30 protein-coding genes and 4 pseudogenes are annotated in these 26966 nt (G+C 67.4%); 18 read left to right on the forward strand and 16 right to left on the reverse strand.

Features of this window, described 5'->3' with window-relative positions; translation table 11 throughout:
• The first annotated feature begins 96 nt into the window (after positions 1–96).
• From istA to CK951_RS06370, 3 genes and pseudogenes are all read left to right on the forward strand, one after another.
• Complete coding sequence (gene istA, locus CK951_RS06360; RefSeq protein WP_157764584.1) at positions 97–1563, forward strand: IS21 family transposase; 1467 nt, start codon at positions 97–99, stop codon at positions 1561–1563.
• Positions 1560–2423 carry an IS21-like element helper ATPase IstB gene (istB, locus tag CK951_RS06365; RefSeq protein WP_096784779.1) on the forward strand — a complete coding sequence of 288 codons (864 nt, stop codon included), beginning with the start codon at positions 1560–1562 and terminating at the stop codon, positions 2421–2423. The genes istA and istB overlap by 4 nt, the downstream gene beginning before the upstream one ends.
• Positions 2424–2496: 73 nt before the next feature.
• A pseudogene (locus CK951_RS06370) lies at positions 2497–2685 on the forward strand (cell wall hydrolase); the annotation flags it as partial.
• Positions 2686–2947: 262 nt separating this feature from the next.
• Here CK951_RS06370 and CK951_RS06375 read toward each other — a convergent pair.
• The 9 genes and pseudogenes from CK951_RS06375 to CK951_RS06400 all read right to left on the reverse strand — a co-directional run.
• A pseudogene (locus tag CK951_RS06375) lies at positions 2948–3113 on the reverse strand (IS5/IS1182 family transposase); the annotation flags it as partial.
• A gap of 69 nt (positions 3114–3182) precedes the next feature.
• Complete coding sequence (locus CK951_RS21320) at positions 3183–3407, reverse strand: integrase core domain-containing protein (protein ID WP_198402469.1); 225 nt, start codon at positions 3405–3407, stop codon at positions 3183–3185.
• 188 nt (positions 3408–3595) lie between these two features.
• Positions 3596–3772: an integrase core domain-containing protein gene (locus CK951_RS21600; protein WP_232520594.1), complete on the reverse strand. Its 177-nt coding sequence runs from the start codon at positions 3770–3772 to the stop codon at positions 3596–3598.
• A 41-nt stretch (positions 3773–3813) separates the two neighbouring features.
• On the reverse strand, positions 3814–4227 hold the full coding sequence (locus CK951_RS21330) for a DDE-type integrase/transposase/recombinase (RefSeq protein WP_232520595.1): 414 nt from the start codon (positions 4225–4227) through the stop codon (positions 3814–3816).
• Between the two features lie 98 nt (positions 4228–4325).
• A complete protein-coding gene (locus CK951_RS21605; protein ID WP_232520596.1) occupies positions 4326–4637 on the reverse strand; it encodes a hypothetical protein in 312 nt (103 codons plus the stop codon).
• Between the two features lie 100 nt (positions 4638–4737).
• Positions 4738–4884, reverse strand: coding sequence for a hypothetical protein (locus CK951_RS21610; protein WP_232520597.1), 147 nt, complete (start codon positions 4882–4884; stop codon positions 4738–4740).
• Positions 4885–5204: 320 nt separating this feature from the next.
• Positions 5205–5549: pseudogene (locus tag CK951_RS06395) on the reverse strand (transposase); the annotation flags it as partial.
• Positions 5550–5576: 27 nt separating this feature from the next.
• The gene (locus CK951_RS21890; RefSeq protein WP_198402411.1) at positions 5577–5699 is read right to left on the reverse strand and encodes a transposase domain-containing protein; all 123 of its coding nucleotides are present in this window, start codon (positions 5697–5699) and stop codon (positions 5577–5579) included.
• Positions 5696–6409 (reverse strand): IS66 family transposase, encoded by a 714-nt coding sequence (locus CK951_RS06400; protein WP_394341565.1) that lies wholly within the window; start codon positions 6407–6409, stop codon positions 5696–5698. The genes CK951_RS21890 and CK951_RS06400 overlap by 4 nt, the downstream gene beginning before the upstream one ends.
• On the opposite strand from CK951_RS06400, the pseudogene CK951_RS06405 reads away from it, so the two are divergent.
• Positions 6332–7205, forward strand: a pseudogene (locus CK951_RS06405) (transposase); the annotation flags it as partial. The gene CK951_RS06400 and the pseudogene CK951_RS06405 sit on opposite strands and share 78 nt — an antisense overlap.
• Positions 7206–7431: 226 nt before the next feature.
• On the opposite strand, the gene CK951_RS06410 reads toward CK951_RS06405, so the two are convergent.
• Positions 7432–9024 carry a calcium-binding protein gene (locus CK951_RS06410; RefSeq protein ID WP_096785359.1) on the reverse strand — a complete coding sequence of 531 codons (1593 nt, stop codon included), beginning with the start codon at positions 9022–9024 and terminating at the stop codon, positions 7432–7434.
• A 117-nt stretch (positions 9025–9141) separates the two neighbouring features.
• Between CK951_RS06410 and CK951_RS06415 the strand changes: the two genes are divergently transcribed.
• On the forward strand, positions 9142–9615 hold the full coding sequence (locus tag CK951_RS06415; RefSeq protein ID WP_096785360.1) for a transposase: 474 nt from the start codon (positions 9142–9144) through the stop codon (positions 9613–9615).
• 252 nt (positions 9616–9867) lie between these two features.
• On the opposite strand, the gene CK951_RS06425 is transcribed toward CK951_RS06415, so the two are convergent.
• On the reverse strand, positions 9868–10311 hold the full coding sequence (locus tag CK951_RS06425; RefSeq protein ID WP_096785361.1) for a PA2169 family four-helix-bundle protein: 444 nt from the start codon (positions 10309–10311) through the stop codon (positions 9868–9870).
• Between the two features lie 300 nt (positions 10312–10611).
• Between CK951_RS06425 and CK951_RS06430 the strand changes: the two genes are divergently transcribed.
• On the forward strand, positions 10612–10794 hold the full coding sequence (locus CK951_RS06430; RefSeq protein ID WP_096785362.1) for a hypothetical protein: 183 nt from the start codon (positions 10612–10614) through the stop codon (positions 10792–10794).
• A 9-nt stretch (positions 10795–10803) separates the two neighbouring features.
• Here the strand turns inward: CK951_RS06430 and CK951_RS06435 are convergent, their stop codons facing one another.
• The gene (locus CK951_RS06435; RefSeq protein WP_096785363.1) at positions 10804–11667 is read right to left on the reverse strand and encodes a DUF1989 domain-containing protein; all 864 of its coding nucleotides are present in this window, start codon (positions 11665–11667) and stop codon (positions 10804–10806) included.
• 343 nt (positions 11668–12010) lie between these two features.
• Between CK951_RS06435 and CK951_RS06440 the strand changes: the two genes are divergently transcribed.
• Positions 12011–12409, forward strand: a complete 399-nt coding sequence (locus CK951_RS06440) for a VOC family protein (protein WP_096785364.1) — start codon at positions 12011–12013, stop codon at positions 12407–12409.
• A gap of 156 nt (positions 12410–12565) precedes the next feature.
• On the opposite strand, the gene CK951_RS06445 is transcribed toward CK951_RS06440, so the two are convergent.
• On the reverse strand, positions 12566–13498 hold the full coding sequence (locus CK951_RS06445) for a LysR family transcriptional regulator (RefSeq protein WP_096785365.1): 933 nt from the start codon (positions 13496–13498) through the stop codon (positions 12566–12568).
• Positions 13499–13608: 110 nt separating this feature from the next.
• On the opposite strand from CK951_RS06445, the gene CK951_RS06450 reads away from it, so the two are divergent.
• From CK951_RS06450 to CK951_RS06470, 5 genes are read left to right on the forward strand one after another with little or no spacing between them, the layout of a single operon-like run.
• Positions 13609–14604, forward strand: a complete 996-nt coding sequence (locus CK951_RS06450) for a hydroxyacid dehydrogenase (RefSeq protein ID WP_096785366.1) — start codon at positions 13609–13611, stop codon at positions 14602–14604.
• Between the two features lie 13 nt (positions 14605–14617).
• On the forward strand, positions 14618–15301 hold the full coding sequence (locus CK951_RS06455; protein WP_096785367.1) for an RraA family protein: 684 nt from the start codon (positions 14618–14620) through the stop codon (positions 15299–15301).
• A 48-nt stretch (positions 15302–15349) separates the two neighbouring features.
• Positions 15350–16303 (forward strand): tripartite tricarboxylate transporter substrate binding protein, encoded by a 954-nt coding sequence (locus CK951_RS06460; protein WP_096785368.1) that lies wholly within the window; start codon positions 15350–15352, stop codon positions 16301–16303.
• On the forward strand, positions 16303–16761 hold the full coding sequence (locus CK951_RS06465) for a tripartite tricarboxylate transporter TctB family protein (RefSeq protein ID WP_096785369.1): 459 nt from the start codon (positions 16303–16305) through the stop codon (positions 16759–16761). Before CK951_RS06460 ends, CK951_RS06465 begins: the two co-directional genes overlap by 1 nt.
• 25 nt (positions 16762–16786) lie before the next feature.
• Positions 16787–18295 (forward strand): tripartite tricarboxylate transporter permease, encoded by a 1509-nt coding sequence (locus CK951_RS06470; protein ID WP_096785370.1) that lies wholly within the window; start codon positions 16787–16789, stop codon positions 18293–18295.
• Between the two features lie 87 nt (positions 18296–18382).
• On the opposite strand, the gene CK951_RS21345 is transcribed toward CK951_RS06470, so the two are convergent.
• Positions 18383–18553 (reverse strand): hypothetical protein, encoded by a 171-nt coding sequence (locus CK951_RS21345; protein WP_198402412.1) that lies wholly within the window; start codon positions 18551–18553, stop codon positions 18383–18385.
• Positions 18554–19309: 756 nt separating this feature from the next.
• On the opposite strand from CK951_RS21345, the gene CK951_RS06475 reads away from it, so the two are divergent.
• Together CK951_RS06475 and CK951_RS06480 are read left to right on the forward strand one after the other, a co-directional pair.
• On the forward strand, positions 19310–20173 hold the full coding sequence (locus tag CK951_RS06475) for a CPBP family intramembrane glutamic endopeptidase (RefSeq protein ID WP_096785371.1): 864 nt from the start codon (positions 19310–19312) through the stop codon (positions 20171–20173).
• Between the two features lie 639 nt (positions 20174–20812).
• On the forward strand, positions 20813–22714 hold the full coding sequence (locus CK951_RS06480; RefSeq protein ID WP_096785372.1) for a potassium transporter Kup: 1902 nt from the start codon (positions 20813–20815) through the stop codon (positions 22712–22714).
• Positions 22715–23152: 438 nt separating this feature from the next.
• Here CK951_RS06480 and CK951_RS20980 read toward each other — a convergent pair whose 3' ends face one another.
• Both CK951_RS20980 and CK951_RS06485 read right to left on the reverse strand, forming a co-directional pair.
• The gene (locus tag CK951_RS20980) at positions 23153–23332 is read right to left on the reverse strand and encodes a hypothetical protein (RefSeq protein WP_157764518.1); all 180 of its coding nucleotides are present in this window, start codon (positions 23330–23332) and stop codon (positions 23153–23155) included.
• Positions 23333–23460: 128 nt separating this feature from the next.
• Positions 23461–23661 carry a twin-arginine translocase TatA/TatE family subunit gene (locus CK951_RS06485; RefSeq protein ID WP_096785373.1) on the reverse strand — a complete coding sequence of 67 codons (201 nt, stop codon included), beginning with the start codon at positions 23659–23661 and terminating at the stop codon, positions 23461–23463.
• Between the two features lie 139 nt (positions 23662–23800).
• On the opposite strand from CK951_RS06485, the gene CK951_RS20985 reads away from it, so the two are divergent.
• The 4 genes from CK951_RS20985 (at position 23801) to CK951_RS06510 (ending at position 26944) form a co-directional block, all read left to right on the forward strand.
• Entirely contained in the window at positions 23801–24172 is a 372-nt protein-coding gene (locus CK951_RS20985) for a hypothetical protein (protein ID WP_157764519.1), read from the forward strand.
• Positions 24173–24949: 777 nt separating this feature from the next.
• The gene (locus tag CK951_RS06500) at positions 24950–26041 is read left to right on the forward strand and encodes a cytochrome b/b6 domain-containing protein (protein ID WP_096785376.1); all 1092 of its coding nucleotides are present in this window, start codon (positions 24950–24952) and stop codon (positions 26039–26041) included.
• A gap of 4 nt (positions 26042–26045) precedes the next feature.
• Complete coding sequence (locus CK951_RS06505) at positions 26046–26435, forward strand: DUF1924 domain-containing protein (protein WP_096785377.1); 390 nt, start codon at positions 26046–26048, stop codon at positions 26433–26435.
• 14 nt (positions 26436–26449) lie between these two features.
• Positions 26450–26944, forward strand: a complete 495-nt coding sequence (locus CK951_RS06510; RefSeq protein WP_096785378.1) for a diheme cytochrome c — start codon at positions 26450–26452, stop codon at positions 26942–26944.
• Positions 26945–26966 lie beyond the last annotated feature (22 nt).

Genomic DNA, 26966 nt, shown 5'->3' on the forward strand with positions numbered 1-26966 from the left:
GGCCGCTGCGGGCCGGTAGGATCGGGATCTCTGCGTCCAAACGGAGATCCGACCGTGCCGGGCAAACCCGTCACCGACCAGCAATTGAGAGTCTACATGACCGACCGTCTCCAGCACAGCCAGCGTGTCGCCGCCGCCCGCGCCGGCTTCAGCGAGCGCACCGCCCGCCGCATCGATGCCGATCCGCGCCTTCCCTCGCAACGTCCGGCCCCCCGGGGCCGCACCGTGCCCGACCCGCTCGAGGCGGTGTGGGAGCCGGTGCTGCTGCCGATCCTCGCGCGTGATCCGGCCGTTCAGGCCGTGACCCTGCTGCGGCACCTTCAGATGAGCGACCCGGAGGCTTTCCCGGACGACCGCGTGCGCCGGACGCTCGAGCGGCGCGTCCGCGACTGGCGTGCCCTGAACGGCCCCGAGCGCGACGTGATCTTCCGTCAGACGCCCGAGCCCGGCCGGATGGCCCTGTCGGACTTCACCGATGCGAACGAACTCTGCGTGACGATCGCGGGGCAGCCGCTGGAGCAGCGCCTCTACCACTTCGTCCTGGCCTACAGCGGCTGGGAACATGCCGCCGTGGTGCTGGGCGGCGAGAGCTTCCCGGCGCTGGCCGAGAACCTCCAGAACGCACTCTGGACCCTTGGCGGCGTCCCGCACGAGCACCGAACCGACAGCCTGTCCGCAGCTTACCGGAACCTCGACACCGAAGCGGCGGCCGATGTCACCAGCCGCTATCAGGCGTTCTGCGCCCACTACGGCATGCTCGCCAGCCGCAACAACCCGGGCGAGGCGCACGAGAACGGATCGGTCGAGGCCCACAACAACCACCTGAAGGTCGCCCTCGACCAGGCCCTGATCCTGCGTGGCTCCCGCGACTTCGCCGATCTCGCCAGCTGGCGCCGCTTCGTCGATGAACTGGTCGCCCGACGCAACCGCCGGCGCGAGTCCGCGGTGCGCATCGAGATGGCGGCGCTCAGGCCGCTGCCGGCCCGGCGCACCACAGACTTCACCGAAGTGGTCGCGCGGGTCACGAAGACCGGGGGCTTTCTGGTCCACCAGGTCTTCTACTCGGCACCCTCGCAGCTGATCGGCAAGCGCCTGCGGGTCCATGTCTACGACGACCGGATCGAGGCCTTTCTCGGAGCGACCCCTGTCGTCACGCACCCCCGCCGTCGCGGCCGCGATGACGGCGCCCGCGTCCACTGCGTCAACTATCGCCCTGTCATCCACGCCCTGCGCCGCAAGCCGCAGGCGCTGGCCGGTTCCGTTTACCGCGACGGCCTGTTCCCGCGATCGGAATACGCCGAGGCCTGGGTTGCGTTGTCCGCCGCCTTGCCGCGCCGCGACGCCTGCCGTCGCATGGTCGATCTGCTGTGGCTTGCCCATGCGGAGGGCTGCGAGGCTGAACTGGCCGCGCTGATTGCCCACACCCTCGGTCATGGCGAATTGCCCGAAGCCCATGCGCTAAGGAGCAAGCTGGAGCCGCGTCGGCGCGAGCTGCCCGACGACACGCCCGTCAACCTCACCGATCTGGCCCGCTTCGACGAGCTGCTGGAGGCGCGCGCATGACCGCCGCTGCCCCGCACCCCGTCGATGTGCATGCGTTGCCCGCCATGCTCACGGCTCTGCGCCTGCCCAGCATCCAGCGCCACTGGCCGATGCTCGCCGAGCGTGCCGACGCCGAGGGCTGGCCCGCCTCGCGCTTCCTCGCAGCCCTGGCCGAGGTCGAGCTCGCCGATCGCGATGCCCGCCGCATCCAGCGCCATCTGCAGCAGTCCGAACTTCCCGGCGGCAAGACGCTGGCAACGCTTGACTTCAAGGCGCTGTCCGGCGTGACCCGGGCCCGCATCGAGGCGTTGGCCGCCGGGGATTGGGTTGAGACCGGCGCCAATCTCATCGCCATCGGCAACTCGGGCGCCGGCAAGAGCCACGTTCTCTGTGCCATCGGCCATGCCCTCGTCGAGGCCGGCAAGCGCGTCCTCTACACCCCCACCACCGACATCGTGCAGAGGCTGCAGGCCGCGCGCCGCGACCTCGTCCTTGAGGCCGCCCTCGCGAAGCTCGACAAATTCGACCTGATTATCCTCGACGACATCACCTACGCCCAGAAGGACCAGGCCGAGAGCTCGGTGCTCTTCGAGCTCATCGCCCGGCGCTACGAGACCAGAAGCCTCGCCATCGCCGCCAACCAGCCCTTCAGCGCCTGGAACCGCGTCTTCCCCGATCAGGCCATGACCGTCGCCGCCATCGACCGGCTGGTTCACCACGCGACCATCCTCGAGATGAACGGCGAGAGCTTCCGCCGACGCGCCGCCGCACGACGCCGATCCACGGAGCCTGTCGCTGCGCCGACAACCTCCAGCGACAACATCGGCGTCGAAGCCACCGACAACATCAACGACAAGCAGAGGGAGATCAGCGCCGACTAACACCAACGACCGCAGCGGTCAAAACCGGCCATCCTGGTTGTCGGTCACGGCCAAGGAGGTTGACGCTCTACACGAACGCCACCCGATGATCGGCAACGCGATGTTCTTCCACACCGCCGGCCACCGGTTCCCCTACGACAACATGCACTATGTCCTCGTGACGGGCGGGAACGCCTTCTACGAGAAGCGCAAGAACTACCTCGTGACACAGCCCGTGCCGCCAGAGCCGATCGAAGGTATCACAGGCTGGCGAAGCTGGTGAGACCCCATGTTCCAAGCCGGACCGTGGGCGAAGGGCAAAAGCGACCGCTGCGGGACAGCGCCCTCGAATAGAACCGACCGACGCTGAGCCGCCGGTCGACCCTCCCGGCGCAGGCTTCCGAAGCGGCCAGTCGAGCGCGCTGCAGCGAGGAACCGAGCAGCCGATGCTGTTGAAAAACTCTCAGTTGGTTTTGACCGGGAGCAATTGCGCGCGTTCTTTCGGCCCGCCGCTTCCACGCCTGTCGCGTGTATGGTCGACTTTCTCAGCCGATCTGCATCGCGGGGGCGTTTGTCAGGCAGAGCTTGGCCAATTTCCGGAGGTTCTGGGCGGTGGCGGCGAGTATCGTCCTTCGCTCCCAATGGCCCCCTCAGTCGCAGCCGGCTGAGTCCCAGAATACGTTTTAGATGCGCGAAGAGCATCTCGACTGTTGATTTCCACGCAGAACTGACCCGGGCATGGAGTGAACCCCGCGGGCTGGACCACGGGGGCCGTCCAAGCTAAGCCGCCTTGCGGGCGAATAGGGTTTCGAATTCCTCGGGGGTTCGGTAGCCGAGGGCGGAGTGCAGTCGTTTCGAATTGTAGACCTGCTCGATGAACACGGGCAAGCGGGCAGCCACATCAGCGAAGGTCTCGTATCCGGCCCGATAGACCTCCTCGACCTTCAGTGTCTTCATGAAGCTTTCCGCCTGCGCGTTGTGATAGGGGTTTCCGACGCTGCTCATGGAACCACGCAGACCCGCGGCCTGAAGGGCATCACGGTAGGTTTGAGATGCGTATTGGCAGCCCCTGTCCGTAGGGTGGAGACAGCCTTCGGGAGGGTTTCGGTTGGCCACGGCTGAGTGCAGGGCCGCAAGTGCCAGGGGCGTGTCGAGACGCCGCGGCTGTATCGACCCAGCGGAATCTGCACAGGTTAAGCCGCCAAGGCGAATGCCTCGGCGGGGGTTTTCATGTCCAGCTCCTGATGCGGGCGGCGATGGTTGTAGAAAGCGATCCAGTCGCCGATGGCGCGTGCCGCGTGCTGGAGGCTGTCGAAGCGCTGGCGGTGAACGCACTGCTCCTTCAGGGTCCGGATCACGCGCTCGACCATGCCGTTCTGCTGCGGGCAATGCGGGGTGATGAACTCCTGCTTCAGGCCGTAGCTGCGGACGAGGGCCGTGTATTTGCGACTGGTGAAGAGTGAGCCATGGTGCCGCCACTGGTCCGAGGCCCATGGCGAACGCCGTTGTCGGACCTCAGCAGGAACTCCTTCGTCACCCGGCCGAGTGTGCCGAACCGGTTGATCAGCGCGTGTTCCAACGCGCTCGCGGCCGTGGAGGCCTTGCCCGAGCGCGACAGGTGCCAGCCCAGAAGCTCGCGGGTATGGCAGTCGATCACCAGGGCGAGCGTGGCCCAGCCGTCGCGCCCGGCCCAGACCCGGCAGAGATCCGTGGACCAGCGCTCGTTGGGGGCCTGGGCCACCGAGGGCACCGCTTCTATCCTGGGTCGCATTCCGATCGGGCGCTTGCGGACCTGCCAGCCCTTGATCTGGAAGACCCGCTGCACCGTGTTCTTGTTGAAAGCCCAGAAGCCAGGCGACCGTGCGGTAGCCGAAGGACGGCTCCTGCTCGATCATGGCCTTGATCGGCTCGGCAAATCGTGGATCAACCTTCGGCGCAGCTTTCGTCGGCTTGTAGTACACGGTCCGCCGCGGCACGCCGAACCACGCACACAGCTTGGTCAGCGGCACCGTGATCCCATCGGCCAGAAGGCCCTGCTGGATGCTCTGGATCATTTCCTCGCCATGGGCCTCGGACCAGTGGCGGCTCCATGGCTCGATCCGCCGCATCCAGCAGGGCCTGGAGCTTTTTTCTCGCCCGCAGCTCCAGCATCGCCTCGCCATAGGCTTCCTGAAGGTCCTTCAGCTGCTTCTCGTACTGCTCGCGGATGTCGAGCGGGTTGGCGCGGAGCGCCATCTCCAGGGCTTACGCGGCCGCACTGCGGCCACGGTCCCCTTCGATATCCATCCCCCGCTTGGCATCCTCGACCCAACCCTCGATCTCGGAAGGCGAGAGATCATAGGACCGGCTGGCCTCGGCCACCGTCCTTGTTCGGGCTTACGCGGCGCCACTGGCGCCACGGTCCCTCACAAGTGCCTTGGATGATCTCCACCACGAGCGCCGTCTTGCGCTTCGCCGTCCAGCGTTTGATCGGGTCGTCCATCGTCACACTCATCGCTACCTTACTCCTTGTAGCATGAGCAGATTTTCACTGGGTCGATACACCTGTGCCGTTGGCGGTGGGCTGACGAAACACGTGTCCGTCCAGTCCTCGGACGGACACGACAAGCTGCGAGTGGTGAGAGGAAGATGGCCTGACAGTTGAACGGCGTCTCGAAAGCCTCCGGTCAAAATTGGTCTCCGAGGCCGGCCCCTTTATGAGGATCGGGACGCGCGGATCTCCATCTTGGCAGCGGCACTGGCGCCGACATGCCGGATACGTTTGTGCAGACTGATCACGCTGTCACCCAATCGGCGCTTGCACCGGGGCGGGCCATACGTTGGCAGCGGCAGGCTGGAGGCCGTGCGATGCGCCTTCAGGCAGGTCGCGTCGATCATGATCGTCTTGTGCTCGGCTCTCTCGGCCGCCAGGCCCATCATGATCCGGGCGAAGACTCCGTTCTCGCTCCAACGCTTCCAGCGATTGTAGAGGGTCTTCGCCGGCCCATACTCCCTGGGCGCGTCGCACCACCGCAAGCCACTGCGATTGATGAAGATCATGCCGCTCAACACACGCCGGTCGTCGACACAGGGCTTGCCATGGCTCCTGGGAAGGAACGGCTTCAGGCGCTCCATTTGCGCCTCGGACAGCCAGTAGAGGTTGCTCATCGGTCAGGTCTCCTTGCGAGGCCTGAATCACGCGATCCGCCCAAAATCAATGGGTCTGGAGCCTAGGTCTTCGATCCGGCTTGCCGGGTGACCGTCGAGGATCGCGCGCAGGGTTTCGGCGATATAGCTCACCGGGTTCACGTCGCTCATCTTGCAGGGGGCCACGCGCGAGGCGAGCATTGCCCGGTTCTCGGCGCCGACCTCGTGACCGGCGAACAGCGCATTTTTCCGCGTGAGGTCCACCTGCGGATCTGGTTCTTGACCGGGTTGGTGTCCATCTCCAGCCGTCCGTCGTCGAGGAACCGGACCAGGCCCGGCCAGACGCCGAGGGTGTAGCGGATGTCCTCCGCCAGCTTTGAGGACCGTAGGATGCGGGAGAGCTGCGCCTCGAGCCAGCGACGGAACGCAATGCCGATCGGTGCCAACAATTCCTGGCGGGTGGCCCGCCGGATCTCGGGCGCCTGGCCGCGGACGGAGGCCTCGATCGCGTAGAGCTGGGCGATCTGGCGCAGGGCTTCCTCGGCGATGGGGGAGCCGTCGCTCTGCAGCCGCTTCACGAAGCGGCGGCGGACATGGGTCCAGCAATGGACGAGAAGCCAGGAGCCCTCGGGACGAACGACTTCCGTCAGCTTCCCATAGGCATCGAAGCCGTCGCACTGCAGGAACTGCCCGCGATAGCCCTCGAGGAACCGCAGGGCGTGAACGGCACCGCGACCGGGCGCATGGTGGTCGTCGGACACGATGGCCCAGAAGAAGCCGGTCCTGGTCCTTCGTCGGCCGGGATCGAGCACCGGCGCCGTCGTTTCATCCATGAACAGGCGGTCGGCGGCCTTCAGATGCCAGCGCAGGTGCTCGTCGATCGGCCGGAGGTGGAAGCAGGCGCGACCGACCCGGTTGCCCAGGGTCGCGCGATCCCGCGCCATGGCGACCAGCGCGCGGCACAACTAGCTGGTCGGCTATCACGCGCAGTGCGCGGTCGATGCCGAAACCATATCATCGTCACCCATGATGTCACCAACCAGGGTTTGGACCGCGACCAGCTGAGCCCGATGGCGACGGCGGCCAAGGAGGCACTTGGCCGTGACGACCTGCACGCGATCGCCGACAAGGCTACTTCAGCGGCACCGAGATCCTCGCCTGCCACGAAGCCGGGGTCACCACCACCGTGCCGCGACCCCTGACCTCCGGCAGCGAGGCGAAGGGCATGTTCGTGAAGACGGACTTTCTCTACGACCCGGCGCGCGACATCTACACCTGCCCGGCTGGCAACGAGTTGACCTACCGCAGCAACCGCGAGGAAGGCGGCCTGCAGGTCCGCCGATACCGGGTCAACGACTGCCAGACCTGTCCCATCCAGCGCCGCTGCACGAGCGGCACGGAGCGGCGGATCACCCGTTGGGAGCACGAGCACCTGATCGACGCGATGCGGGAACGCCTCGGCCGCGATCCCGACCCCGACCCCCGATGACGCTCTGGCGCTGCACGGTCGGGCACGTCTTCGGCTCCCTCAAGGCTTGGATGGGCACGACCCATTTCCTGACGAGGCGTCTGAAGAACGTCCGGACCGAGATGGCGCCGAACGTGCCGGTCTACAACATGAAGCGGATGGCCGCGCTGATCGGCGTCCGACGCCTGATGGAGGCGATTCCCGGCTGATCGGCGGAAACAAGCGCCGGAAACGCAATTGGCCGCCCGCCAAAACGGTTGGACGTCCCTGACGGCTCCTGACCGATCGTCGGCCCCGCGGGACGCACGAACTACCCGCAGGGTCGCCTGTCCGAGAGTTTCCACACCGCCTCGGCCATGGACGCATGCTGCAGTCGTTCGAGGCGGTGAACACCGTGCCGGGCGGCCTCCCCAAATCCTGATCAATGACCTGCGGTCACAGCAGGAAGTCCGAGGCCAGGATCTTGTGAATCCCGTCAAGCCGAATAATCGCATCGGCCGCGACGTCCACATCGACGTCGAGGAAAATCAGCGTATGGTCGTTCCCTGTACCCGGATTGTCGTACAGCTCGTAGGTGATCGCCCCCGACGAGGCCGTGCCCGAGCTTCCCGTCCCGCGAAACACGAATGCGTTGTTGCCCGCAAGCCCGATCGCCGCGTCGATCGCGGACAAGTCGATGCGGTCGCTGCCACGCACGAAGTCCGTGATACGGTCGGCCGTGGCGGCAGTAGAACCGGTGTCGAGCCGCGCCACAAAGATGAAGCGGTCGGCCTCGGCTCCTCCCGTCATCACGTCGCGCCCGGCATTTCCCGTGATCGCGTCGGCGCCGGCAGAGCCGGCCAAGATGTCGTTGCCAGTGCCGCCAAACAAGGCATCGTTCCCGGCCCCGCCGTTCAGGGTGTCGTTCCCGGAGCCGGAGCGCAGAACGTTGTCGCCCGCACTTCCAATGAGTCGGTCGGCGCCGCTGGCGGAGGTTACTCGTTCAACGTTGGCAATGGCATCGATACCTTGGCCCGTACCTTGCGCCGTTGTTCGACCCAGGTTGACGGTCACCGAAACGGCTCCACTGAAGACTATCTGGTCGATGCCGTCGCCACCGTCGATCCGGTCATTACCTGTCCCGCCATCGATCCGATCATTTCCCGCGCCGCCGTTCAACAGGTCGTGTCCTGTGCCACCGTAAAGGTCATCCTGTCCGGCGCCGCCATGAATGGAATCGTTGCCGCCTCGTCCCAGCAGGATTTCGGAAGTCGCACCCCCCGCCAGAAGGTTTGAGAAGTCATTGCCGAAATGGTAGAGATCAAGTGAGGATGAAGCGAGCGTCGCTCCGGTGATCTGCCCCAGGCCATTGAGGGTCGCTACGACCGAATTCAGGGAATAGGGAGCGCCGGGCACGCCAAAGTCGATGATCTGACTACCAACCACCCCGAGCAATCCGGCGGAGTCGACGCCGCTGATCTTCCCGATCAGCGCGTCAATCTGTGATGATACGAAAGTGCTGGTATAGGCCATCTCATGGCCGTTTGGGACGCCATTGGCCAATACCCGTCGGTACTCCACCAGTGTATAGGACTCTGTGCTCACGTAATATACGGGCATATCCCGGGTGTAGTCGAAGAAGATGTCGCCGGGACTTCCATTGTAAAGGTGGGATGGATTGTTGACCCGGGTCATGTCGCCGGTTCCGAGGTTCACATCGACGATCACGGCGCTATCCGAGAACGAAATTCTTGCAACTCCATCAGGGCTGATGTCAAAGCCGCTCGCCGATGATATGCCGTCATCGCCGGCATAAAGAACGGCATCCAGCGATGCAATGCGATGCGCCTGCCCCGATATCAGGTCAATCCTGAACAGATCGTGCGCCGTGATCGCATACAGCGTTCCATCGGGAGACATCGCCATATCCGTGAGGGCGAGCCCGGTATCCGCGACCAGGCGCGTTGCTCCCGAACTGATGTCATACTGGTGGATTTCGCCGCTAGAATTGCAAAGCAGGGTTCTGGAATGATCTGTGATGACGGCCATTTTTTACCACGCGCACAGGAATCCAAAAGGATCATGCTCACCCCCTTGCGCGCCGTTGTCAACCCGGAGACCCCTGTGGACGCGCCCACACTCTGACGGAGCCGCCGGGCGCGGGGCATGGGCCTGCGTCCTGATCATTCGACGGAAGGGTCGACGCGGTCCCCACGTCCGATCCCGACCGGGGAGGGCGTCCGCGGCGGAACGTGCCTCGGTGCCGGCTCAGGACTGAGCCTGCCCCCTGATCCCGGACTGGGAGTTGAAGGACTTTCAGGGAAAGGAATCGGAGATGAGCAGACACCGCGCCGCCACTTCACGGCGGAGTTCAAGGAGCAGGTGGTTGCGCGCCTGGTCCAGCGTGGCGCCACTCGGGCAGGCGTGGCACGGGATCTCGGCGTGACGTCATTCCAACTGAAGGCCTGGCGGCTCGAACTTGAAGCCGCGGGTTCGGCTGAGTCGATCCGCGGACCACAAGCCGAGGCGGCAGGGTTGACCGAACTGCGTCGCGGGAACCGTCGCCTGAAGGAAGAGGTGGAGGTGGTGCGGAGCTTCGGCTGTTTTCGCTCAGTGGGCGGCGCAACCATGAAAGAGTAGCTCGCCTTCATCGTTCCTCGGCGGCAGCTTCTACCGCGTGGACATGCTGCCAAGGCCCTGGCAGACAGTCGCGCTGTTCAATCCGGCGGGCTATCTCATGTCGGTGTTCCGCTGGTCGTTCTTCGACACTGCGGGCGTGCCGGTGGGGGTGAGCCTTGTCGCGACCACCGCCTTCACCGGCCTCTGCCTCGGCGTCATCTGGTGGATCTCCGTTGCGGCTGGCGGATCCAGCCGTGACGGGCCGCCCGCGCGTCAGCTGCGCCAGGCCCGCGCCTCGCCCAGCAGGCTGACCAGTTCCTGCCGCATCTCGGTCAGCCGGCCCTTGGCCTCTGCGGATTGCGGCTGCGCGAGCGCCTCATCGAAAGCGTCCACCACATGCTGCTCGCCGCTCTCGACCTGCTTCAGGATGTCTTCGTCGATGTCGTCCACGAGAGACCGCATCGAGACGACGGCGCGGTTCACGGTGGACATGAAGGTTCCATCCGCATCCGCCTCGCGGCCCGCCGCCGCCAGAAGTGCCGCGATCTGCCCGGCGTGGCGCTGGTGCAGGCCTCGGAAGCGCTCGGCGAGGGGGCGGAAGTCGGGCTCGGCCTTGTCGACCATGGTCTCGAACCCGGCGAGCACATCGATGGTGCGGTCGTGCAGCGCGCCCAGCGCGTCGGTGGCCTTCTCCTGGGGGTGGGACTGGTCGGTCATTCACTCGTCCTTTCATGACATGGGAACCGTCCCAACGCGACATCGCTGCGGCGGTTCCGGGGCCTCGTCCTTGACGGCCGGAGCGGGGGCCCAGATCGAGCCTCACCACCGGGAGGATGCTGCGCCCCCTGTCTCTGCTCGTCGCCAGTCCGCTTGCCCCGCCGGCCCTTGCGCAGCAGGCGAGCGATACGTCGCGTCTGAGGCCGCGACCGCGCCCCGCCGCCTTCCACAGCCTCTCGCCCGCGGCGCAGGCCGCCATGGCGGCGAAGGAGGCGGGGCCGTCCGATCGAGGCGCAGGACTTGAGGGGGATCGCGGCCCATCAGATCAAGGCCGGAACGGCGGCCAAGGAGCTGCGCCAGCCGCTCCTCGGCCACGAGGTGATCCCGGTCGCGCTGACCTCGGGCCTGTACGCGATCTTGTTCGGCGACCGCCTCCGCGGCGGCGCCGACCCCCGCCGCGAGGGGATTGCGGTCGGCGAGTGAGGCGGGTCCTCAGACGGCGCCATGGCTCCGGTCATAGCCGTTCCCGGCCGGCGGCACCCAGCCCGTGGGCGGTGCTGCGGGCGCATAGATCTCGACCTGCAGCGGAAAGCAGGCGGCCGCGTCCGAGGAGTGTTCGGCCGAACAGTCGCCGCCGGGGCAGGCGGAGAGGCCGCCCAGCAGGTCGATTTCGGCGAAGAACTCCAGGTGATCGCCGGGTCGGACCGGGCTGGCCTTCATGAAATACTGCCCGGTGTCGCGGGTGAAGCCCGTGCACATGAAGACGTTGAGCACGTCGTGGATATGGCGCTCGGCTTCGGCGAGCGGCAGGCCCATGTGCGCGGACAGCGCTCGCGTCAGGTTCGAATGGCAGCAATGGTGATACTGCCCACCCGAGAGCAGGTGGTGCGTGTAGGGATCGCAGCGCGTGCCGATCACGTCATGCACCGAGCCGCCGTCGGCGTCGAAGCCATACCAGTCGAGCGTGTCCTCGGTGATCGTGGCCATCGGGCGCAGATGCGGGAAGCCCGACCACAGCCGGTCCCCCGTCGACAGATGCGTGCCGTGCAGCGCGCGGGTCTTGCCCGAGTAGAACCGTTCCCGGAGGTCGCCCGCGTTCCACAGGTTCAGGTCACCCACCTGCGGCCCCTCGACCGAGGCGATGCGGAAGAAATGCGCCGCCGGAACCTCGAAGCAGCGCGCCTCGCGCGGCGGCACCAGGACCGTGCCGGTCAGACGCCAGCCCACGCGCGCCTCCCGAAGCCCCGCCAGATCGGGTTGGGGCAGGGTGTCCACCGGGTAGCAGATGACGGGCGGGACGGCGCGGCGGGCACCGGCGTCGGCCGGGGCGGGGTGGTGCGGATGGTCGGGCTTCATGCATGCTCCCTCGGACGGTTCAGCATGGCGCAGCCCCCGGCCGCAGGTCAATGCGCAGCGGCGGGCGCCCCGCTTTCCGGTGGTGGCTGCGCCTGCAAGGGGACATTCTCCCCCTTCCGGGAGGACGGCCGAAGCGCCCGAACCATCTGACGACACAACCCGTGCCAGCACAGGTGACAGGCGCATTACGTGCCGGCGAGGCCGGTGTCGCGCTCTTCCCGCAGCGGTCCTTCGTATCTTCTCCGGCATCCCAAGCCCGCCATCCTGGCAAGGCAGATCCTGAGGGTGCTGGCCTTGGAACCGATGCGGGAGTAGACTGCATCCCTCGGGCGAGGAGGGGGCCATGCATCTCGATGCCAGCCAGGTCACTGTGATGTTGCCGGTTCGCGATCTTGCACGGGCGCGCGAGTTCTACGAGCGGGCGCTGGCCCTGCCGGCCGGTGAGGAACGGCTCGACGGAAAGGTGGTCTATCGCTGCGGCGGCACCGAGATCGCGCTGTTCCCCAGGCCCGAGGGGACCAAGGCCGAGCATACCGCGCTGAGCTTCCGGGTGCACGATATCCGCGCTTCCATCGACCTGCTCGAAAGCCGCGGCGTGGTGTTCTCGGACTATGACATGCCGGGATTCAAGACGGTCGGGCACGTGTGCGTGCTGGGGTCGGAGAAAGCCGCCTGGTTCACCGACCCCGAGGGAAACATCCTTTGCCTGCACGAGGATGTTCCCGCCTCTCAAGGCGCGTAGAGGTCGCCTTCGCCCGCGAGAAGGCCCGCCATCCCGAACGCGGCTCTCCTCCCCGCCCCGGCGAACTTCGTCTCCCTGACAGACGCCCGACTGCGGCAGGGGCGGCACCTAGCGGCGGGGTTGCGGGTGCAGGCGCCGAACCGCCCTGACTCAACGTCACTCAAGACGCCGTCCGCGCGGCAAAGCCACGGCGGCTCGTTCCTGGTCGGTCGGCTCCACACCATAGGGGCTGCTCTCCCGAACCAGCAGCCCGTGCAACTCGTCGATGAGCTTGGCACGTGGCGCCTTCGTCCGCTCGACGAGGCCGATCTGCCGATGCAACTGCGGTGAACCGAAAGGCACCTGGACCAGCGGAGCGGCGCAGTCCGCGATCGCGACATGCGGCACGACCGACACGCCCAGACCGTTCGCCACGCAGGCCGTGATGGCGCTGACGGTATCGATCTCGGCCACTTCGGTGAGCGGCAGGTTCAGCCGGCCAAGCTCCAGGTCGATCAGGTGGGCGAGCGGGACATTGGCCCGGAACCGGACGAACGGGTAACGCGCAAGATATTCCTCGACCGGGAGGATCGGCGATCCGGGCGGAGCGACAAGGAAAAGGGGCTCTCGCAGGAAGGGACGCCATCGCAGCGACGGGGGAAAGTTGCCGTGCTCGGCCACCATGGCCGCGTCGACCCGTCCCGCGACCACATCCTGCAGCAGGATCTCGGACAGCGAGACGCGCAGCTTGATCCTCAGGTCGGGATGGACCGCGCTCAACCGCACGATCGCACGCGGCAACAGCGACAGGGCGCTGGTCCGCACCGAGCCCAGCGACAGGATCCCCACGATTCGGCGCCCCGAGATTGCATCGATCGCGTTGTCGGCCGCCCGCGTCAGCTCCTGCGCCGCCTCGACCATCTGCAACCCCGCCGCCGTCAGCTTCGGCGGACGTGAGGTCCGGTCGAAGAACTGCGCGCCAACCTCGGCCTCGAGCGCCTGGATCTGCTGGCTCACGGCGGAGACGCTCAGGTTAACGGCCACGGCGGCGCGGGAAAAACTCCCATGCTCCACGATCGCCAGAAGGGTCTTCAGCTGCCGCGTGTCCATTGTTTCAGAAAACCTTAATATCACGTTCAGATATACGGTCTTTGCTCCAGAGATTTCAATGCTATCCGGGTTCAGAGGCAAAGGGCCTCGATGCCGAAACGGGGAGATGCATGTCGGACAAGGTTCTGATCACCGGGCCAAGCCTTGCCCCGGCCGCGGTGGCCGTGCTGGAGGCCGCAGGTCTTGCCCCGGCCTATGTGCCGCCCTATTCGGCCGGGGATGGTCTTGTCGATGCCGTGCGCGCGGCCTCTCCGGTCGGGATCATCTCGCGCATGGGCCGGATCGACGCAGCGGTGTTCGAGGCCGCCCCGCGCCTGCGGGTGATAGCGAAGCACGGCGTCGGCGTGGACAACATCGACCTGCAGCAGGCAAGCGCCCATGGCGTGCCGGTGCTGGTCGCGACGGGCGCCAACGCCGTCTCGGTGGCGGAACATGCCATGGCGCTGCTCTTTGCGGTCGCGAAGCGCATCGTCGCGCTCGACGGCGGCCTGCGCGCCGGCCGGTGGGAGAAGCCGGGCTTCCGCGGCCGCGAACTGGCGGGATCGAGTCTCGGGCTCGTCGCCTTCGGCGCCATCGCCCGGCAGACGGCGGTCTATGCCCGGGCGTTCGGCATGGACGTGATGGCCTACGATCCCTTCTGCCCGTCGGAGACCGTCGCCGCGGCAGGGGTTACGGCGGTCAAGGATCTCGACGATCTGGTGGCGCGCTGCGACATCCTCAGCCTGCATTCGCCGCTGACGCCCGAAACCCGGAACATGATCGACGCGCGGCGGCTTTCGCTGATGAAGCCGGACGCGATCCTGATCAACACCGCGCGGGGCGGGCTGATCGACGAGGGGGCCCTCGCGGCGGCCCTGGCCGAGGGCCGGATCGCCGGCGCCGGGCTTGACACCTTCGCCCAGGAACCGCCCGCCGCCGATCATCCGTTCTGGCGCGAGCCGCGGCTGGTCATGACCCCGCATATCGGCGGCGTGACCGAGGCCGCCAACGCCCGCGTCGGCATCGAGGCGGCGCAGGGCATCGTCGATCTGCTGTCTGGGCGCCCGGTTCCGTCGGCCCGGATCGTCAACCGCGCCGCATTGGCTGCCCACCCCGTCAGCCCCTGAGAAGGAGAACCCCATGACCATCGGCTTTCGCATTCTGACACGCGGGCAGGCGGTGTCCGCCAACCTGGTGGCCCGGTTTGCCGCGCTTCCCGTGGCCAATGTCAGCGACAGCATGCACCGGATGACGGCCGCCGGCCCCCGCCTGCAGAAGATGCACCGCGACGGCACGCTCGCCGGACCCGCGCTCACCGTGAAGACGCGCCCGGGCGACAACCTGATGCTGCACAAGGCCATCGACCTCGCGGCCCCCGGTGACGTGATCGTGGTCGATGCCGGCGGCGATCTCACGAACTCGCTGATGGGCGAGTTGATGCTGGCGCACGCCGTCCGGCGCGGCGTGGCGGGATTCGTTCTGAACGGCGCCATCCGCGACGCGGATGCGTTCCTGACCACGAACCTGCCGGTCTATGCTGCGGGAGTCACCCACCGCGGCCCCTACAAGGATGGTCCGGGCGAAATCAATGTGCCCGTCGCCATCGACGGCATGGTTATCGAGCCGGGCGACCTCGTGCTGGGCGACAGCGATGGCGTGCTGTCGGTGCCCTTCGCCGTGGCCGAAGAGGTCTTCGCGCGAACGGTCGCCAAGCAGGAAGCCGAGGCGAAGCTGATGGCGGCCATTGCCGCCGGCACGAACGACCGGAGCTGGGTGGATGCGGCGCTGCGGAAGCTGGGCTGCGAGATGCCGGAAGACGCCTGAGACAGGAGGCCCCTGCACGGTGCAGGGGCGGACAAGGGAGGAGACCACATGTCCATCACCAGGATCGCGGCCCTGGCCGCAACCGTTTCGATCGCCGCCACGGGGGCTGCTTTGGCCGACTGGCCGACCGACCGGCCGATCGAGATGATCGTCGCCTTCGCCCCCGGCGGCGGCACCGACATCATGCTGCGCACGCTCGCGCCGTTCCTCGAGGCCGAGCTCGCCACCCAGATCCCGGTGCTGAACCGGCCCGGCGCCTCGGGCGAGATCGCCTATACGGCACTCTCGCAGGCGCGGGCAGACGGCTACACCGTCTCGTCGCTCAACACGCCGGGGTTCCTTACGATGCAGATCGATCGCAAGCTGCGCTACGATCCGGCCGCGATCTGCCCCATCGCGCGCATTGTCGAGGATCCGGGCACCTTCATCGTGCAGCCGGATTCGGAGTTCCAGACGCTCGGCGATCTCGTCGCTTACGCCAAGGAGCATCCGGGCGCCGTCTCGGTCGCCACGACCGGCAAGGGCACCGACGAGCATCTCGCCATGCTCCAGCTTGAGCAGGCGGCGGGCATCGACCTGACGGCGGTGCCGTTCGGCGGCGCAAACGAGGCGAAGACCGCGCTCCTTGGCGGGCATGTGCAGGTCATCGGCCTGAACGTCGGGGAGTACGCCACCAGCGAGAAGTCGAGCTTCCGCGCGCTCGCGCAGTTCTCGGAAGCGCGCTCGGTGCTGGCCGAGGACCTGCCGACCGCGAAGGAACAGGGCTTCGACGTCATCATGTCCTCCGAGCGGGGCCTTGCCGCGCGCTGCGACGTTCCGGAGGACGTGCGCCAGAAGATCTCTGACGCGGTGAACGTGGCGCTGGCCGATCCGGCCTTCCTCGAGAAGGCGAAGCAGCAGGCGCTGCCGCTCTCCTACAAGTCCGGCGCGGACTGGCAGGCCGACATGCCGGCGCGGCTCGCCCGCTACACCGAGATCTTCAAGCTGATCGAGGGCGAGTGATGCCGGCGCCTGGCATCGCGAGGGGCAACCGTCCCGACCTGTTCTCGGCCCTGCTGTTCGCAGGGCTGGGGACGCTCGGCCTGATCCTCGGCCGGGGGCTGGAGGCCGGCCATCTGGCGCAGATGGGTCCGGGCTTCCTTCCGCGCGTCGTCTCGGTCCTGCTGATCGGCGTGGGGCTGGCTGTCGGTCTGCCGGCGCTCCGCCGGCCGGCGCAGGCGATCGATCAGGTCCGGCTGCGGCCGGTCGCGGTGATCACGCTTTCGATCGTCGTCTTCGCCTATGTGGCGACGCATCTCGGCTTCGTGCTGGCCTCGCTCTGGCTGATCCTGGCCGGGTCCCTCGCAGATCCGGGCGGGCGTTGGCGGCAGATCCTTCCGCTCGCGGTGGGGCTGACCGCAGCCAGTGCCCTGCTCTTCGTCTACGGCCTCGGCGTGCAGATCCCGCTCTGGCCGTTCTGACCGTCAGCGTCCCGGGGAGGAGACCATGACATTCATCGACCTGCTCATGCTCGGTCTGGGTGAGGCGCTCACGCCCGCCAACCTGAGCTTCTGCCTGCTGGGTGCCTTGCTCGGCACGCTGATCGGCGTGCTGCCCGGCATCGGGCCGACCGCCACCATCGCCGTGCTCCTGCCGATCACCTTCTACCTGCCGCCGCTCGCCGGCATCATCATGCTGGCCGGGATCTATTACGGCGCGCAATACGGCGGCTCGACCACGGCCGTGCTGGTGAACCTGCCTGGCGAAGCCTCGGCCGTCGTCACCACACTGGACGGCTACCAGATGGCGCAGCAGGGCCGCGCGGGTGCGGCACTGGCCGTGGCCGCGCTTGGTTCGTTCTTCGCCGGAACGGTGGCGACCTTTGCCATCGCGCTTGCCGGCCCGTCGCTGTCGCGCTTCGCGCTGTCGTTCGGACCGGCGGAATATGTCTCGCTCATGGTGTTCGGCCTGCTGGCCGCGACCATCCTTGCGAGCGGTCCGGTGCTGAAGGCGGTCGGCATGATCCTCGTGGGGCTCCTGCTCGGCATGGTCGGCACCGATGCCGAGACCGGCGCCGAACGACTGACCTTCGGCGCGATCGAGCTGTTCGACGGCATCGACTTCATCGTGATCGCCATCGGCCTCTTCGGATTCTCCGAGATCATCGCCAACCTCGAGCGCAGCGGCTCCGCAGGTGTGACGCTCGCGCCGCTGACACGGCTCTGGCCCACGCGCGAGGACTTCCGCCGCTCGTGGCCGGCCGTGCTGCGCGGCACCGGGCTAGGAACGCTGCTTGGGCTTCTTCCGGGCGGTGGGGCGACGCTCGCCTCGTTCAGCGCCTACTCGCTGGAAAAGAAGGTCTCGCGCCATCCCGAAGCGTTCGGAACCGGCGTCGTCGAAGGGGTCGCTGCACCCGAGGCCGCCAACAACGCCGCGGCGCAGTCCTCCTTCATCCCGCTTCTGACCCTTGGCATCCCCTCGAACAACATGATGGCGATGATGCTCAGCGCCTTCATGATCCACGGCATCACGCCCGGTCCGACCGTGTTGACCAATCAGCCCGAGATCTTCTGGGGCCTCGTCGCCAGCATGTGGATCGGCAACCTGCTGCTCGTGATCATCAACCTGCCGATGATCGGGATCTGGGTGAAGCTGCTGACGGTGCCCTACCGCCTGCTCTACCCGGCGATCCTGCTGTTCTGCTGCATCGGTGTCTACAGCATGAACAACCGGATCTTCGACGTGGTGCTCGCCGCGGGGTTCGGGCTTCTCGGCTACGCCTTCCGCAAGGCGCGCTGCGAGCCGGGACCGCTGCTTCTGGGCTTCGTGCTCGGCCCGCTGCTCGAGGCGAACCTCCGGCGCGCCATGCTGATCACGCAAGGCGACCCCGGCATCTTCGTCGAGCGCCCGATCAGCCTGGTCATGCTCGTGGCGACGGTGATCCTGCTCGCGCTGATGATCCTCCCCTCCTTCCGCCGCAGTCGCGAGGAGGCCTTCCAGGAAGAGGAGGCCTGAGAGGGGGTCAGCTGCACGCGAGACAGAAGATCCGGCGCCACGGTCGTGCGCCGGATCTTCTGCTTGTCTTCAGGGCCGCGGAACCGATCAGCCGCGACCGATCCTGCGGAACGCGGCCGGGTCGATCCCGAGGATTGCGAGGTCATGCGCGGCGGGCATCACGTGTCGCTCGGCACAGGCAGAGGCGCGCACCGCCGCGAAGAAGACATCAGCCGCACCCAGAGCCAAGTTCAGGAGCGCGGGGACCTTGAATTTCATGGTTTTCATCCTTTTACGGGCGCCTTCGCCCGCAACACCGAGATAATCTCCCGCCGGCCCCACGACACCTGCCGAATTTGCATTGCCGGGATGCACTCTGCCGGCTGCCGCCATGCCAGCCTCCGGGGAAGGGTCGTTCCCGCCTTCCCAAGGGTCATGCAGACGGTTCCCCCGGGGTGGCGCGGCGCTTCTCGGCATGCCCAACGGGCATGTCTTCGGCCGGATCATTCCGACGTCGTCCATGTCCCCGTGCACCCGTTCCGACGGCCCGGGACTTCGCAGATCCCTGTCCCCTCGACGGACCTGGAACCGCCGAAACGGATGCTCGGAGCGGCGGTCACCCTGACCGACCGGCAGGCGGGGGCGGAAGCGCAGGGGAACCTGATTGCATCGCTGCCCGCTCCGCATGGGAAATGGGGGGTGCAGGACCGGGGGAAGTGCGGTTGCGGTGCCCGCAGCGTCTCCGGACGAAGCGATTGGGCAGACACGGCGGATTTCGCAAAATGGATAGTCTGGCCATTTTACGGCTCGTACGCTCGGGGCAATCGGGATCAAACGCCTTCATCGGCGCGGGGTCGGGCAATGCGGTCGGATCCCGCGCACGACCGGGACGGCCGTGACGTGGACGGACGACCGGAGCCGGAGGACGCTACCAGTCTCGGTGAGGCAGAGCGAAGCCGTCCCGAAGACCACTGGAGGAAGCACCGTCGCGGGTGGTCCGACGACGCACCACACGAGCTGAAAGGATGTTCTGACGTGACCGTTTCGACGATTGCCATCAGGCCGCTCTGGTTGCGTGTCCTGCAGTTCCCGCCGACCCGCATTGTTCTGCTGGGTGGGATCATCTTCTACATGATGGCCGTGAACAACGGCTTCATGGAGGACTTCAAGGCCACTCCCGCCGTGGCGATCGCCATCACGATCGGCATGGGCGGGCTGGCCATGGCCATCTATGCGGGCTGGGGCAGGTTCATCGAACGGCGCGAGGTGACGGAACTGTCCCTGCCGGGCATGGGGCGGGAATGGGCCACCGGAGCGCTGATTGGCGCCGGGCTCTTTGCCAGCTGCGCATTGATCCTGATGATGCTTGGCATGTATCGCATCGAGGGGCTGAACCCCTTGTCCTTCCTGATCCCGGCCGTGGCAATGGCGCTCAGTTCGGGGATCTTCGAGGAGCTTTTCTTCCGCGGCGTCGTCTTCCGGTCCGTCGAGGACCTGTTCGGCAGCTGGATCTCGCTGGTCGTGTCCTCTCTCGTGTTCGGCTTCATTCACCTGCTCAATCCGGGCGGCACGATCGAGGGTGCGATCTACATCAGCATCGAAGCCGGCCTCTTGTTGGCGGCCGCCTATCTGTTGACGCGCCGGCTCTGGATGAGCATCGGCTTCCACATGGCATGGAACTATACCCAGTCGGCCATCTTCTCGGGCGTCGTTTCCGGTGGCGTCACCCTTCCCGGCCTGATCCGGGACGTGATCGAGGGCCCGGACCTGCTGACAGGCGGCAGCTTCGGGCTGGAATCCTCGGTGATCGCGCTGGTGCTCTGCACCACCGCCGGCGTGATCCTGCTGATGATTGCCGTTCGGCGTGGTCACATCCTGCCGCCGCCCTGGAAGCGCTGAAGCGGACGTCCGTCGCGGGCATCGAACCACGCCGCGCTTGCCGGAGGCGTGGCGTCGGATGGAGGGGTCGATCCGCTTCGGCGAGGGGCTCGCTATGCCGGATTGCAGGAGTGCCTCGCGGTTGCTGTGGTGGACCAAGCCCATGCCCGTGGCCTGGCGACATTCATGACTGCCTGCTCCCGGCATCCATGACACGGTCGGCATGCGAGGCGCTGACGCGCCAGCCGTCGAGCGTTCGGGCACAGGCATCGATGACAACGGGGACATGGACGAAGGCCCGTCCGGGTCGCGACGCAAGCGGAGCCGCTGCCCCGGCGCATGTTCGGCGCGGGCACCAGGGGCTGCCGGCTCATCGCGCCCGGCGAGGGCGCCGATCTGTCCGGGATGGTCGCCTCGTGCGGCTTGCTCCCGAAATGCCCTCAATACCCATGCTCGTCATCAGCCGTGCCGCCGTGGGCGCGCGACAGCAATGCCTCGCCGACCAGAGTGCCCCCGGACCTTCCGCACGGCATCCGTTTTCGGCACTCATGTCGCTGGCGGTCGCGCTTCGGGAGATGCGTCGCCGTAACCGTTCGGAATTCTTGTCATCCACCACGGGCCGGGCCGAAGCTCTGCTGAACCGCAACTGTTGAGGCACGCATGACCGCTGAGGCAACCTCGCTTCCCACCCTTCCGGCGCACCGTCAGGCCGGCCTTCTGGCCGGGGCGCTCAGCGCCATCGGCGTGGTGTATGGCGACATCGGCACCTCGCCGCTCTACGCCTTCCGCGAGGCGCTTGCCGCCACCGGCGCCAGGCATGGCGGGATAACGGGTCCCGATGTTCTGGGCGTGCTGTCGATGATCACCTGGGCCCTGATCATCGTGGTGACGCTGAAATACGTCGTCATCGTGATGCGGGCGGACAATGACGGCGAGGGCGGAACCTTCTCGCTGCTGGCGCTGGTCCAGCGCGCGATGGGGCATCGGCACAAGGGCGTGCTGCTGCTCGGCATGATCGGCGCGGGGCTTTTCTATGGCGATGCCGCGATCACGCCCGCCATCTCGGTGCTCTCGGCCATCGAGGGCCTGTCGCTCGTCACGCCCGCCTTCACGCCCTTCATCGTGCCGATCGCCATCGCGATCATCCTCGTGCTCTTTCTGGTCCAGAGCCGGGGAACGGCGGCCGTGGCGGGGCTTTTCGGCCCCGTCATGCTGGTCTGGTTCCTGGTGCTCCTCGCCGGCGGGGCGGCGAGCCTGGTGAGACATCCCACCGTTCTGGTGGCTCTGAACCCGTTCCACGCGCTGGATTTCATCGTCCACAACGGCACGCTCGGCCTGATCGTGCTTGGCGCGGCGTTCCTGGCCGTCACGGGGGCCGAGGCGCTCTATGCCGACATGGGGCATTTCGGCAAGCGGCCGATCCGTGCCTCGTGGATCTTCCTCGTCTTTCCGGCGCTTCTGGTGAACTACTACGGCCAGGGCGCCCTCGTCCTGACGGATGAAGGCGCGGCCGAACATCCCTTCTACCTGCTTTATCCCGAATGGGCGGTGCTGCCGCTGGTGGTGCTGGCCGCCTGTGCCACCGTCATCGCCAGCCAGGCGGTGATCTCGGGCGCCTATTCACTGACCCAGCAGGGGATCCAGCTGAGGCTGATGCCGCGCCTGCGCATCCGCGTGACATCCGAGGTGACACAGGGCCAGATCTACATGCCCGAGGTGAACTTCTGGCTGATGGTGGGCGTGGTGCTGCTGGTGCTGCTCTTCGGCTCGTCCTCGGCGCTGGCCTCGGCCTATGGCATCAGCGTGACGGGCGACATGGTGATCACCACGCTTCTGACCATGATCGTGGCGCACTGCCACTGGCGGCTGCCGCTCTGGCTTGCGGTGGGAATGATGCTGCCCTTCCTTGCGCTCGACCTCGTGTTCTTCGGCTCGAACATGATGAAGATCCTTGCCGGCGGCTATGTGCCGCTGGCCATTGCGGCCTTCCTTCTTCTGGTGATGTGGACCTGGCAGCGCGGCACCGCCATCGCGATGGCGCAGGAGCGCGACAGCGACGTCCCGCTGGGAAGCCTGGTCCGCCAGCTCGAGTCGAAGTCGATCGCCCGGGTGCCGGGCACGGCGGTCTACCTGACCAGCACGCCCGACATCACGCCGGTCGCCCTGATGCACACCCTCAAGCACTTCAAGGCGATCCACGAGCAGAACGTGATCCTGACCATGCACACGGCGGACATTCCGCGCGTGCCGCTTGACGAGCGCGTGACGATGGAGGTCGTCGACGAGCGCTTCCGGCGGGTGAAGATGACCTTCGGCTATGCCGAGGAGCCGGACGTGCCGCAGGCGCTGCTGCTCTGCCGGAAATTGGGCTGGAAGTTCGACATCATGTCGACCTCCTTCATCCTGTCGAGGCGCAGCTTCAGGCTGGCGACCCGTCGCAAGATGCCGCACTGGCAGAGCCTGCTCTACTTCTACCTTGCCCGCAACGCCACCAGCGCCTCGGACTATTTCCGCATCCCCGCCTCGCGCGTGGTGGAACTGGGGACGCAGGTCAACGTGTGATCCCCGGCCTCGGCCGGGGCGGGGGCAACGAGGGGACGCTGTTGCCCGGTAGCGCTGACCTGTCCGCGACGGCCGCCGTCTTCGGCTTCCGCACCGAAGCCCGGGGCCTGCCGCTGGTCGCAGCCTCTCGGGTTGCGGCTGTCGGTGTTCCGGGTCCACCCGACGGCGCCCCGCCCGCGCCGATCCGCGAGCCTCGTCGGAGCCGGTCGCCTCGGCTCCGCTGCAGCTGTCCCGGAGACGTTTCGCGGGTTCCGCGCGGGCGCCGAAGGCGGCAGGTCTTGCCGCCCGCCACCGGGAGGGTCGACCAAACGCAGCGACCTGTCCGCGAGCGCCGGGCAGAAAGGGGCGAGGGGCCTTACGCCGAAGGCACGACTCAGGGCGGGCACCGGCAGGGTGTCATCTGCGCCGAAGGCTGTCCGGCTTCCGGCGCAGGCCTTGTCAGAGCAGAGGTCCGAGGGCGACCAGCGCGCCGAACCCTCCTATGAGAAGAAGCCAGGACAGGAGCACCTCGAGTCGCTCCCTTCGGTCGGCCTTAGTCGGTTCGGGCCAGATCTCGGTCTCGGGTTTTCGGGGGGTGCCATCGGCGCCGTTGGTGGTCTCGTGCGGTGTCCGGGACATGCGGTCTCCATGAATTCGAAATCCCGACCGGTGCGTGACGGCGCATCGCCGCCATCACGCACGTCCCGGTGGCGCGTCGCCACCGGGCTCTCCGGCCTCCGGTCGGGAAAGGTTGGGCGGGAAGGGTGTCAGCCGCGCTCGATACGGCGCGGCGGCTCGGCGGAACGCTCGGCCAGCTCCGCGTCCGTCTCTGCGTCCAGACCCTTTCGGAAGGCGGCGACGCCCTTGCCGACTTCACCCATCATGCTGGAAACCTTGCCCTTGCCGAACAGGACGAGAACCGCCACGGCAATGACCAGAAGGCCCGGAAGGCCGATATTGTTGATCATGTCTTTCTCCTGAAGAATACGTATGAGCGACCGGCGGATGCCGGCGTCGCTACCCCCGCGAGGGGCTGCGTGTCAGGAGATCGACGGGAGGCGCGCGGGCCGAAAAGGCCCGGGGCGGGGCGCGTGGCAGCGCCACGTCATGATGAAGCCGCCAGGCGAGGCCGCCGACCTGCCCGGGCGCCCTGGGCGCCAGCCGTGCCTGAGGGGCGGCGGGATCGTGGTCGGCAGGCAGCGGCTTCCCGAGAGCCCGGAGCGGCATGATCGTCGCGCCGTCGCGGTCACCGCGCGCCAGGATGCTGCCGGGCTCGCCGGCATGCAGCGAAAGCACCGGCTGCCAGCCGAAGCTCCGTGGTCCCTGCGCAAGGGCAACCGCGAGGACGAGGAACAGCAGGAAGAGCAGGCGGGCAAGGAAACCGCCGCGCGCCGCTTCATCGCTCTGCCCGTTCCCGCCCATGCCGGACTGATATCCGAGCCGGACAGCCCGAGGCAAGCCCGTGATGAAGCTGCCTGACGCAGCCCGTGGCGACCTCGGGGAACTGCCGCCATTGGATCCAGATTGGAACCGAGCGTCTCTCCCTCTCGACCGAACGCGCGCGCCGCTCTGCGGCGGCCCCCGGCCTCGGCAGCCGGCCGGGGCCGGGCTCGCCATCGTGCGCTAACGGGCGCGCGCGAAAGGGCAGAGGGTAACGGTGGGCAACCGACAGGAAGGCGGGCGCGCGGTCGGTCCCGGTCTGAACCACGCCGGCGGCCGGTCCTGCGACGGCGGCTCCTTGATCCCGCGGCTGGATCGGCGCGGCGACGCGGCCAGCGACGGTCGTCGGCCGGGCGCCCGGAAACGTTTGCGAAACAGGATCTTCGACACCCGTCCCGATCAATTCCCCCGTCCGGGGCAGGCGGGGCAGGCGGTTCGGCCGGAGGACCAGGGGGCGTCGCACCAGCTGAGTGTGCAGGCACCGCAGGGGCTTTCGGTGCGGCTCGCGCGGTTTTCGGGAACGGAGGTCGCAAGCTGCGCCGCGGCCGGCAGCGAAAGGGGGGCGGACGCGATCCGGGGCGCGGTGGGGGCGGAAAGGTGCATGGCGGTCTCCATCGGGCTTGTGAGGATGATTCGGTCTCGATGGACCCGATGTCGCATCCCACGCTGAGCGTCGCCTGACAGCGCCGGTCAGGGGATCGTCAGGTTGATGCGGAAGGCCGCCCGCGCCGCGAAGCTTACAGGAAGCTGACTGGGCGCGTCAGGCAAGCGTCACCTTGGACGTGAAGAAGGGCCTCGCCACCACCGGAGCCTGTCATGAGTCGTCCTGTCCTTGTTCGCGTCTGGGATCTTCCGATCCGCCTCTTCCACTGGTCTCTTGCCGCGAGCGTCGCCATTTCCGCCGCCACCGGCTTCCTCGGCGGGGCGGAGGCGATCCGCTGGCACGTGGGCGCGGGCCTCGTTGCCGTGGGGCTCGTGCTTGCGCGCATCGTCTGGGGCTTCACCGGCCCCACCCACGCGCGGTTCCGGGATTTCGCGCCGTCGGCGGCCGATGTGGTGGAACACGTCCGCTCCGACAGCCCGCGCCATCTGGGGCACAACCCGCTGGGCGCGCTGATGGTTTTCGGGCTGATCGCGGTGATGCTGGTGATCGGTGTGTCGGGCCTCGCGATGCTGGGGGGGATGTTCAAGACCGGCCCGTTCGCCTTCTGGTCCTTCGAGGCGGGACGTTCGGGGCGCGAGATCCATGAATTCGCCGCCTGGGCGGTGCTCGGGCTGGTGGCGTTGCATCTGGGCGGGGTGGTCTTCGAAAGCCTGCGCAGCCGCGAGAACCTCGCGCGCGCCATGCTGACCGGCGTGAAGGAGGCCCGCCCCGGCGACCATCCGGTGCGCGAGATCCCGGCACGGGTGCCGCTGGCCGTCTTCTTCCTGCTGCTCGCGGGCTCGGGCCTCTGGGCCGCGAACGCCTCGCTCGCCGCGCGTGCACCACGGGGCATGCCGGTGGCCTTCGATGCGACGACCCGGGCCGAATGCTCGGCCTGCCACATGGCCTATCACCCGAGCCTCTTGCCCGCCGACTCGTGGCGCGCGCTGATGGCCGGGCTGCCGGACCATTTCGGCGAGGATGCGAGCCTCGACACCGCCACCGCCGCCGAAATCGAAGGCTGGCTTGTCGCGAACGCCGCCGAAGGTGCCGACACGCTGCCGGCACATGTCTTCGCGCGTGTCGCCCCCGAGGCACCCTTCACCATCAGCGAGACCCCGTTCTGGAACCGCCTGCATGGCGACCTGCCCGACGCGCTCTTCCGGCGCGCTTCGATCAAGAGCCGATCGAACTGCGCCGCCTGCCATGCCGACGCCGAGAGCGGCCTCTTCTCTCCCTTCTCCATCCATGTTCCCAAGGAGTGACTCCGTGAAACGTCTTCTCATCCTCTCCGTCCTGGTCGCCGGTCCGGCGCTGGCGGGCGATACGACCCCCGCGCAGCTGATCGCGGGCTACGAGGCCGCCGCCGGCGCCAAGGCCGACGCCGCCCGGGGCAAGGAGCTGTTCCTGTGGACCCAGACCGGTGGCAAACCCGACACGCCCTCCTGCACCACCTGCCACGGCGCGGACGTGACGAAGGCCGGCCAGACCCGCACCGGCAAGGAGATCGCCCCGCTCGCCCTTTCGGTCACGCCCGACCGCTTCACCGACACGGCCAAGGTCGAGAAGTGGTTCGGCCGCAACTGCAACAGCGTGCTCGGCCGCGACTGCACCCCCGCCGAGAAGGCCGACCTGATGGCCTGGCTTGCGACCCAATGACCGGAGGACCGACCATGACCATCCGCAGCCTGGCGCTGGCGCTCTGCGTCCTGCCGTTCACCCTGACTGCCACGATCGCCGATGACGATGGCGAGGAGGGCGGGCACGAGGGACGCCGCGCCGCCATGGTGGTGACCGACGCCACCACCCGGACCGAATGCTCGGCCTGCCACATGGCCTATCCGGCGGCCTTCCTGCCGGCGCGGTCGTGGCGTGCGATGATGGCCGACCTGCCGAACCACTTCGGCGAGGATGCCTCGCTCGACGACAAGACCCGCGCCGACATCGAGGCCTATCTGGTCGCGAATGCCGCCGACAGCGCGGGCGGGGGCCGCTCGCTGCGCGGGGTGGCCGCGACCGACACGCCGCTCAGGATTTCGGAGCTGCCCTGGTTCAAGCGGGAACACTCGGACGAGGTGACGCCACGGATGCTGGAGAAAGCCAAGAGCATGGCGAACTGCGCCTCCTGCCACACCGGCGCCGAGCGCGGTGTCTTCGACGACGACTGAGGCCCCGCCTTTCGGCTGAAGG

The sequence above is a fragment of the Rhodobacter sp. CZR27 genome (assembly GCF_002407205.1).
In the GTDB taxonomy this organism is placed as follows: domain Bacteria; phylum Pseudomonadota; class Alphaproteobacteria; order Rhodobacterales; family Rhodobacteraceae; genus Cereibacter_A.

Coding starts and splice junctions, on each gene's coding strand:
- istA (WP_157764584.1), top strand. CDS start 97: ATGACCGACCGTCTCCAGCACAGCCAGCGTGTCGCCGCCGCCCGCGCC.
- istB (WP_096784779.1), top strand. CDS start 1,560: ATGACCGCCGCTGCCCCGCACCCCGTCGATGTGCATGCGTTGCCCGCC.
- CK951_RS21320 (WP_198402469.1), bottom strand. CDS start 3,407: ATGAGCAGCGTCGGAAACCCCTATCACAACGCGCAGGCGGAAAGCTTC.
- CK951_RS21600 (WP_232520594.1), bottom strand. CDS start 3,772: ATGGTCGAGCGCGTGATCCGGACCCTGAAGGAGCAGTGCGTTCACCGC.
- CK951_RS21605 (WP_232520596.1), bottom strand. CDS start 4,637: ATGGCGCTCCGCGCCAACCCGCTCGACATCCGCGAGCAGTACGAGAAG.
- CK951_RS21610 (WP_232520597.1), bottom strand. CDS start 4,884: ATGGACGACCCGATCAAACGCTGGACGGCGAAGCGCAAGACGGCGCTC.
- CK951_RS21890 (WP_198402411.1), bottom strand. CDS start 5,699: ATGAGCGACGTGAACCCGGTGAGCTATATCGCCGAAACCCTGCGCGCG.
- CK951_RS06410 (WP_096785359.1), bottom strand. CDS start 9,024: ATGGCCGTCATCACAGATCATTCCAGAACCCTGCTTTGCAATTCTAGC.
- CK951_RS06415 (WP_096785360.1), top strand. CDS start 9,142: ATGGGCCTGCGTCCTGATCATTCGACGGAAGGGTCGACGCGGTCCCCA.
- CK951_RS06425 (WP_096785361.1), bottom strand. CDS start 10,311: ATGACCGACCAGTCCCACCCCCAGGAGAAGGCCACCGACGCGCTGGGC.
- CK951_RS06435 (WP_096785363.1), bottom strand. CDS start 11,667: ATGAAGCCCGACCATCCGCACCACCCCGCCCCGGCCGACGCCGGTGCC.
- CK951_RS06440 (WP_096785364.1), top strand. CDS start 12,011: ATGCATCTCGATGCCAGCCAGGTCACTGTGATGTTGCCGGTTCGCGAT.
- CK951_RS06445 (WP_096785365.1), bottom strand. CDS start 13,498: ATGGACACGCGGCAGCTGAAGACCCTTCTGGCGATCGTGGAGCATGGG.
- CK951_RS06450 (WP_096785366.1), top strand. CDS start 13,609: ATGTCGGACAAGGTTCTGATCACCGGGCCAAGCCTTGCCCCGGCCGCG.
- CK951_RS06455 (WP_096785367.1), top strand. CDS start 14,618: ATGACCATCGGCTTTCGCATTCTGACACGCGGGCAGGCGGTGTCCGCC.
- CK951_RS06460 (WP_096785368.1), top strand. CDS start 15,350: ATGTCCATCACCAGGATCGCGGCCCTGGCCGCAACCGTTTCGATCGCC.
- CK951_RS06465 (WP_096785369.1), top strand. CDS start 16,303: ATGCCGGCGCCTGGCATCGCGAGGGGCAACCGTCCCGACCTGTTCTCG.
- CK951_RS06470 (WP_096785370.1), top strand. CDS start 16,787: ATGACATTCATCGACCTGCTCATGCTCGGTCTGGGTGAGGCGCTCACG.
- CK951_RS21345 (WP_198402412.1), bottom strand. CDS start 18,553: ATGAAATTCAAGGTCCCCGCGCTCCTGAACTTGGCTCTGGGTGCGGCT.
- CK951_RS06480 (WP_096785372.1), top strand. CDS start 20,813: ATGACCGCTGAGGCAACCTCGCTTCCCACCCTTCCGGCGCACCGTCAG.
- CK951_RS20980 (WP_157764518.1), bottom strand. CDS start 23,332: ATGTCCCGGACACCGCACGAGACCACCAACGGCGCCGATGGCACCCCC.
- CK951_RS06485 (WP_096785373.1), bottom strand. CDS start 23,661: ATGATCAACAATATCGGCCTTCCGGGCCTTCTGGTCATTGCCGTGGCG.
- CK951_RS20985 (WP_157764519.1), top strand. CDS start 23,801: ATGATGAAGCCGCCAGGCGAGGCCGCCGACCTGCCCGGGCGCCCTGGG.
- CK951_RS06500 (WP_096785376.1), top strand. CDS start 24,950: ATGAGTCGTCCTGTCCTTGTTCGCGTCTGGGATCTTCCGATCCGCCTC.
- CK951_RS06510 (WP_096785378.1), top strand. CDS start 26,450: ATGACCATCCGCAGCCTGGCGCTGGCGCTCTGCGTCCTGCCGTTCACC.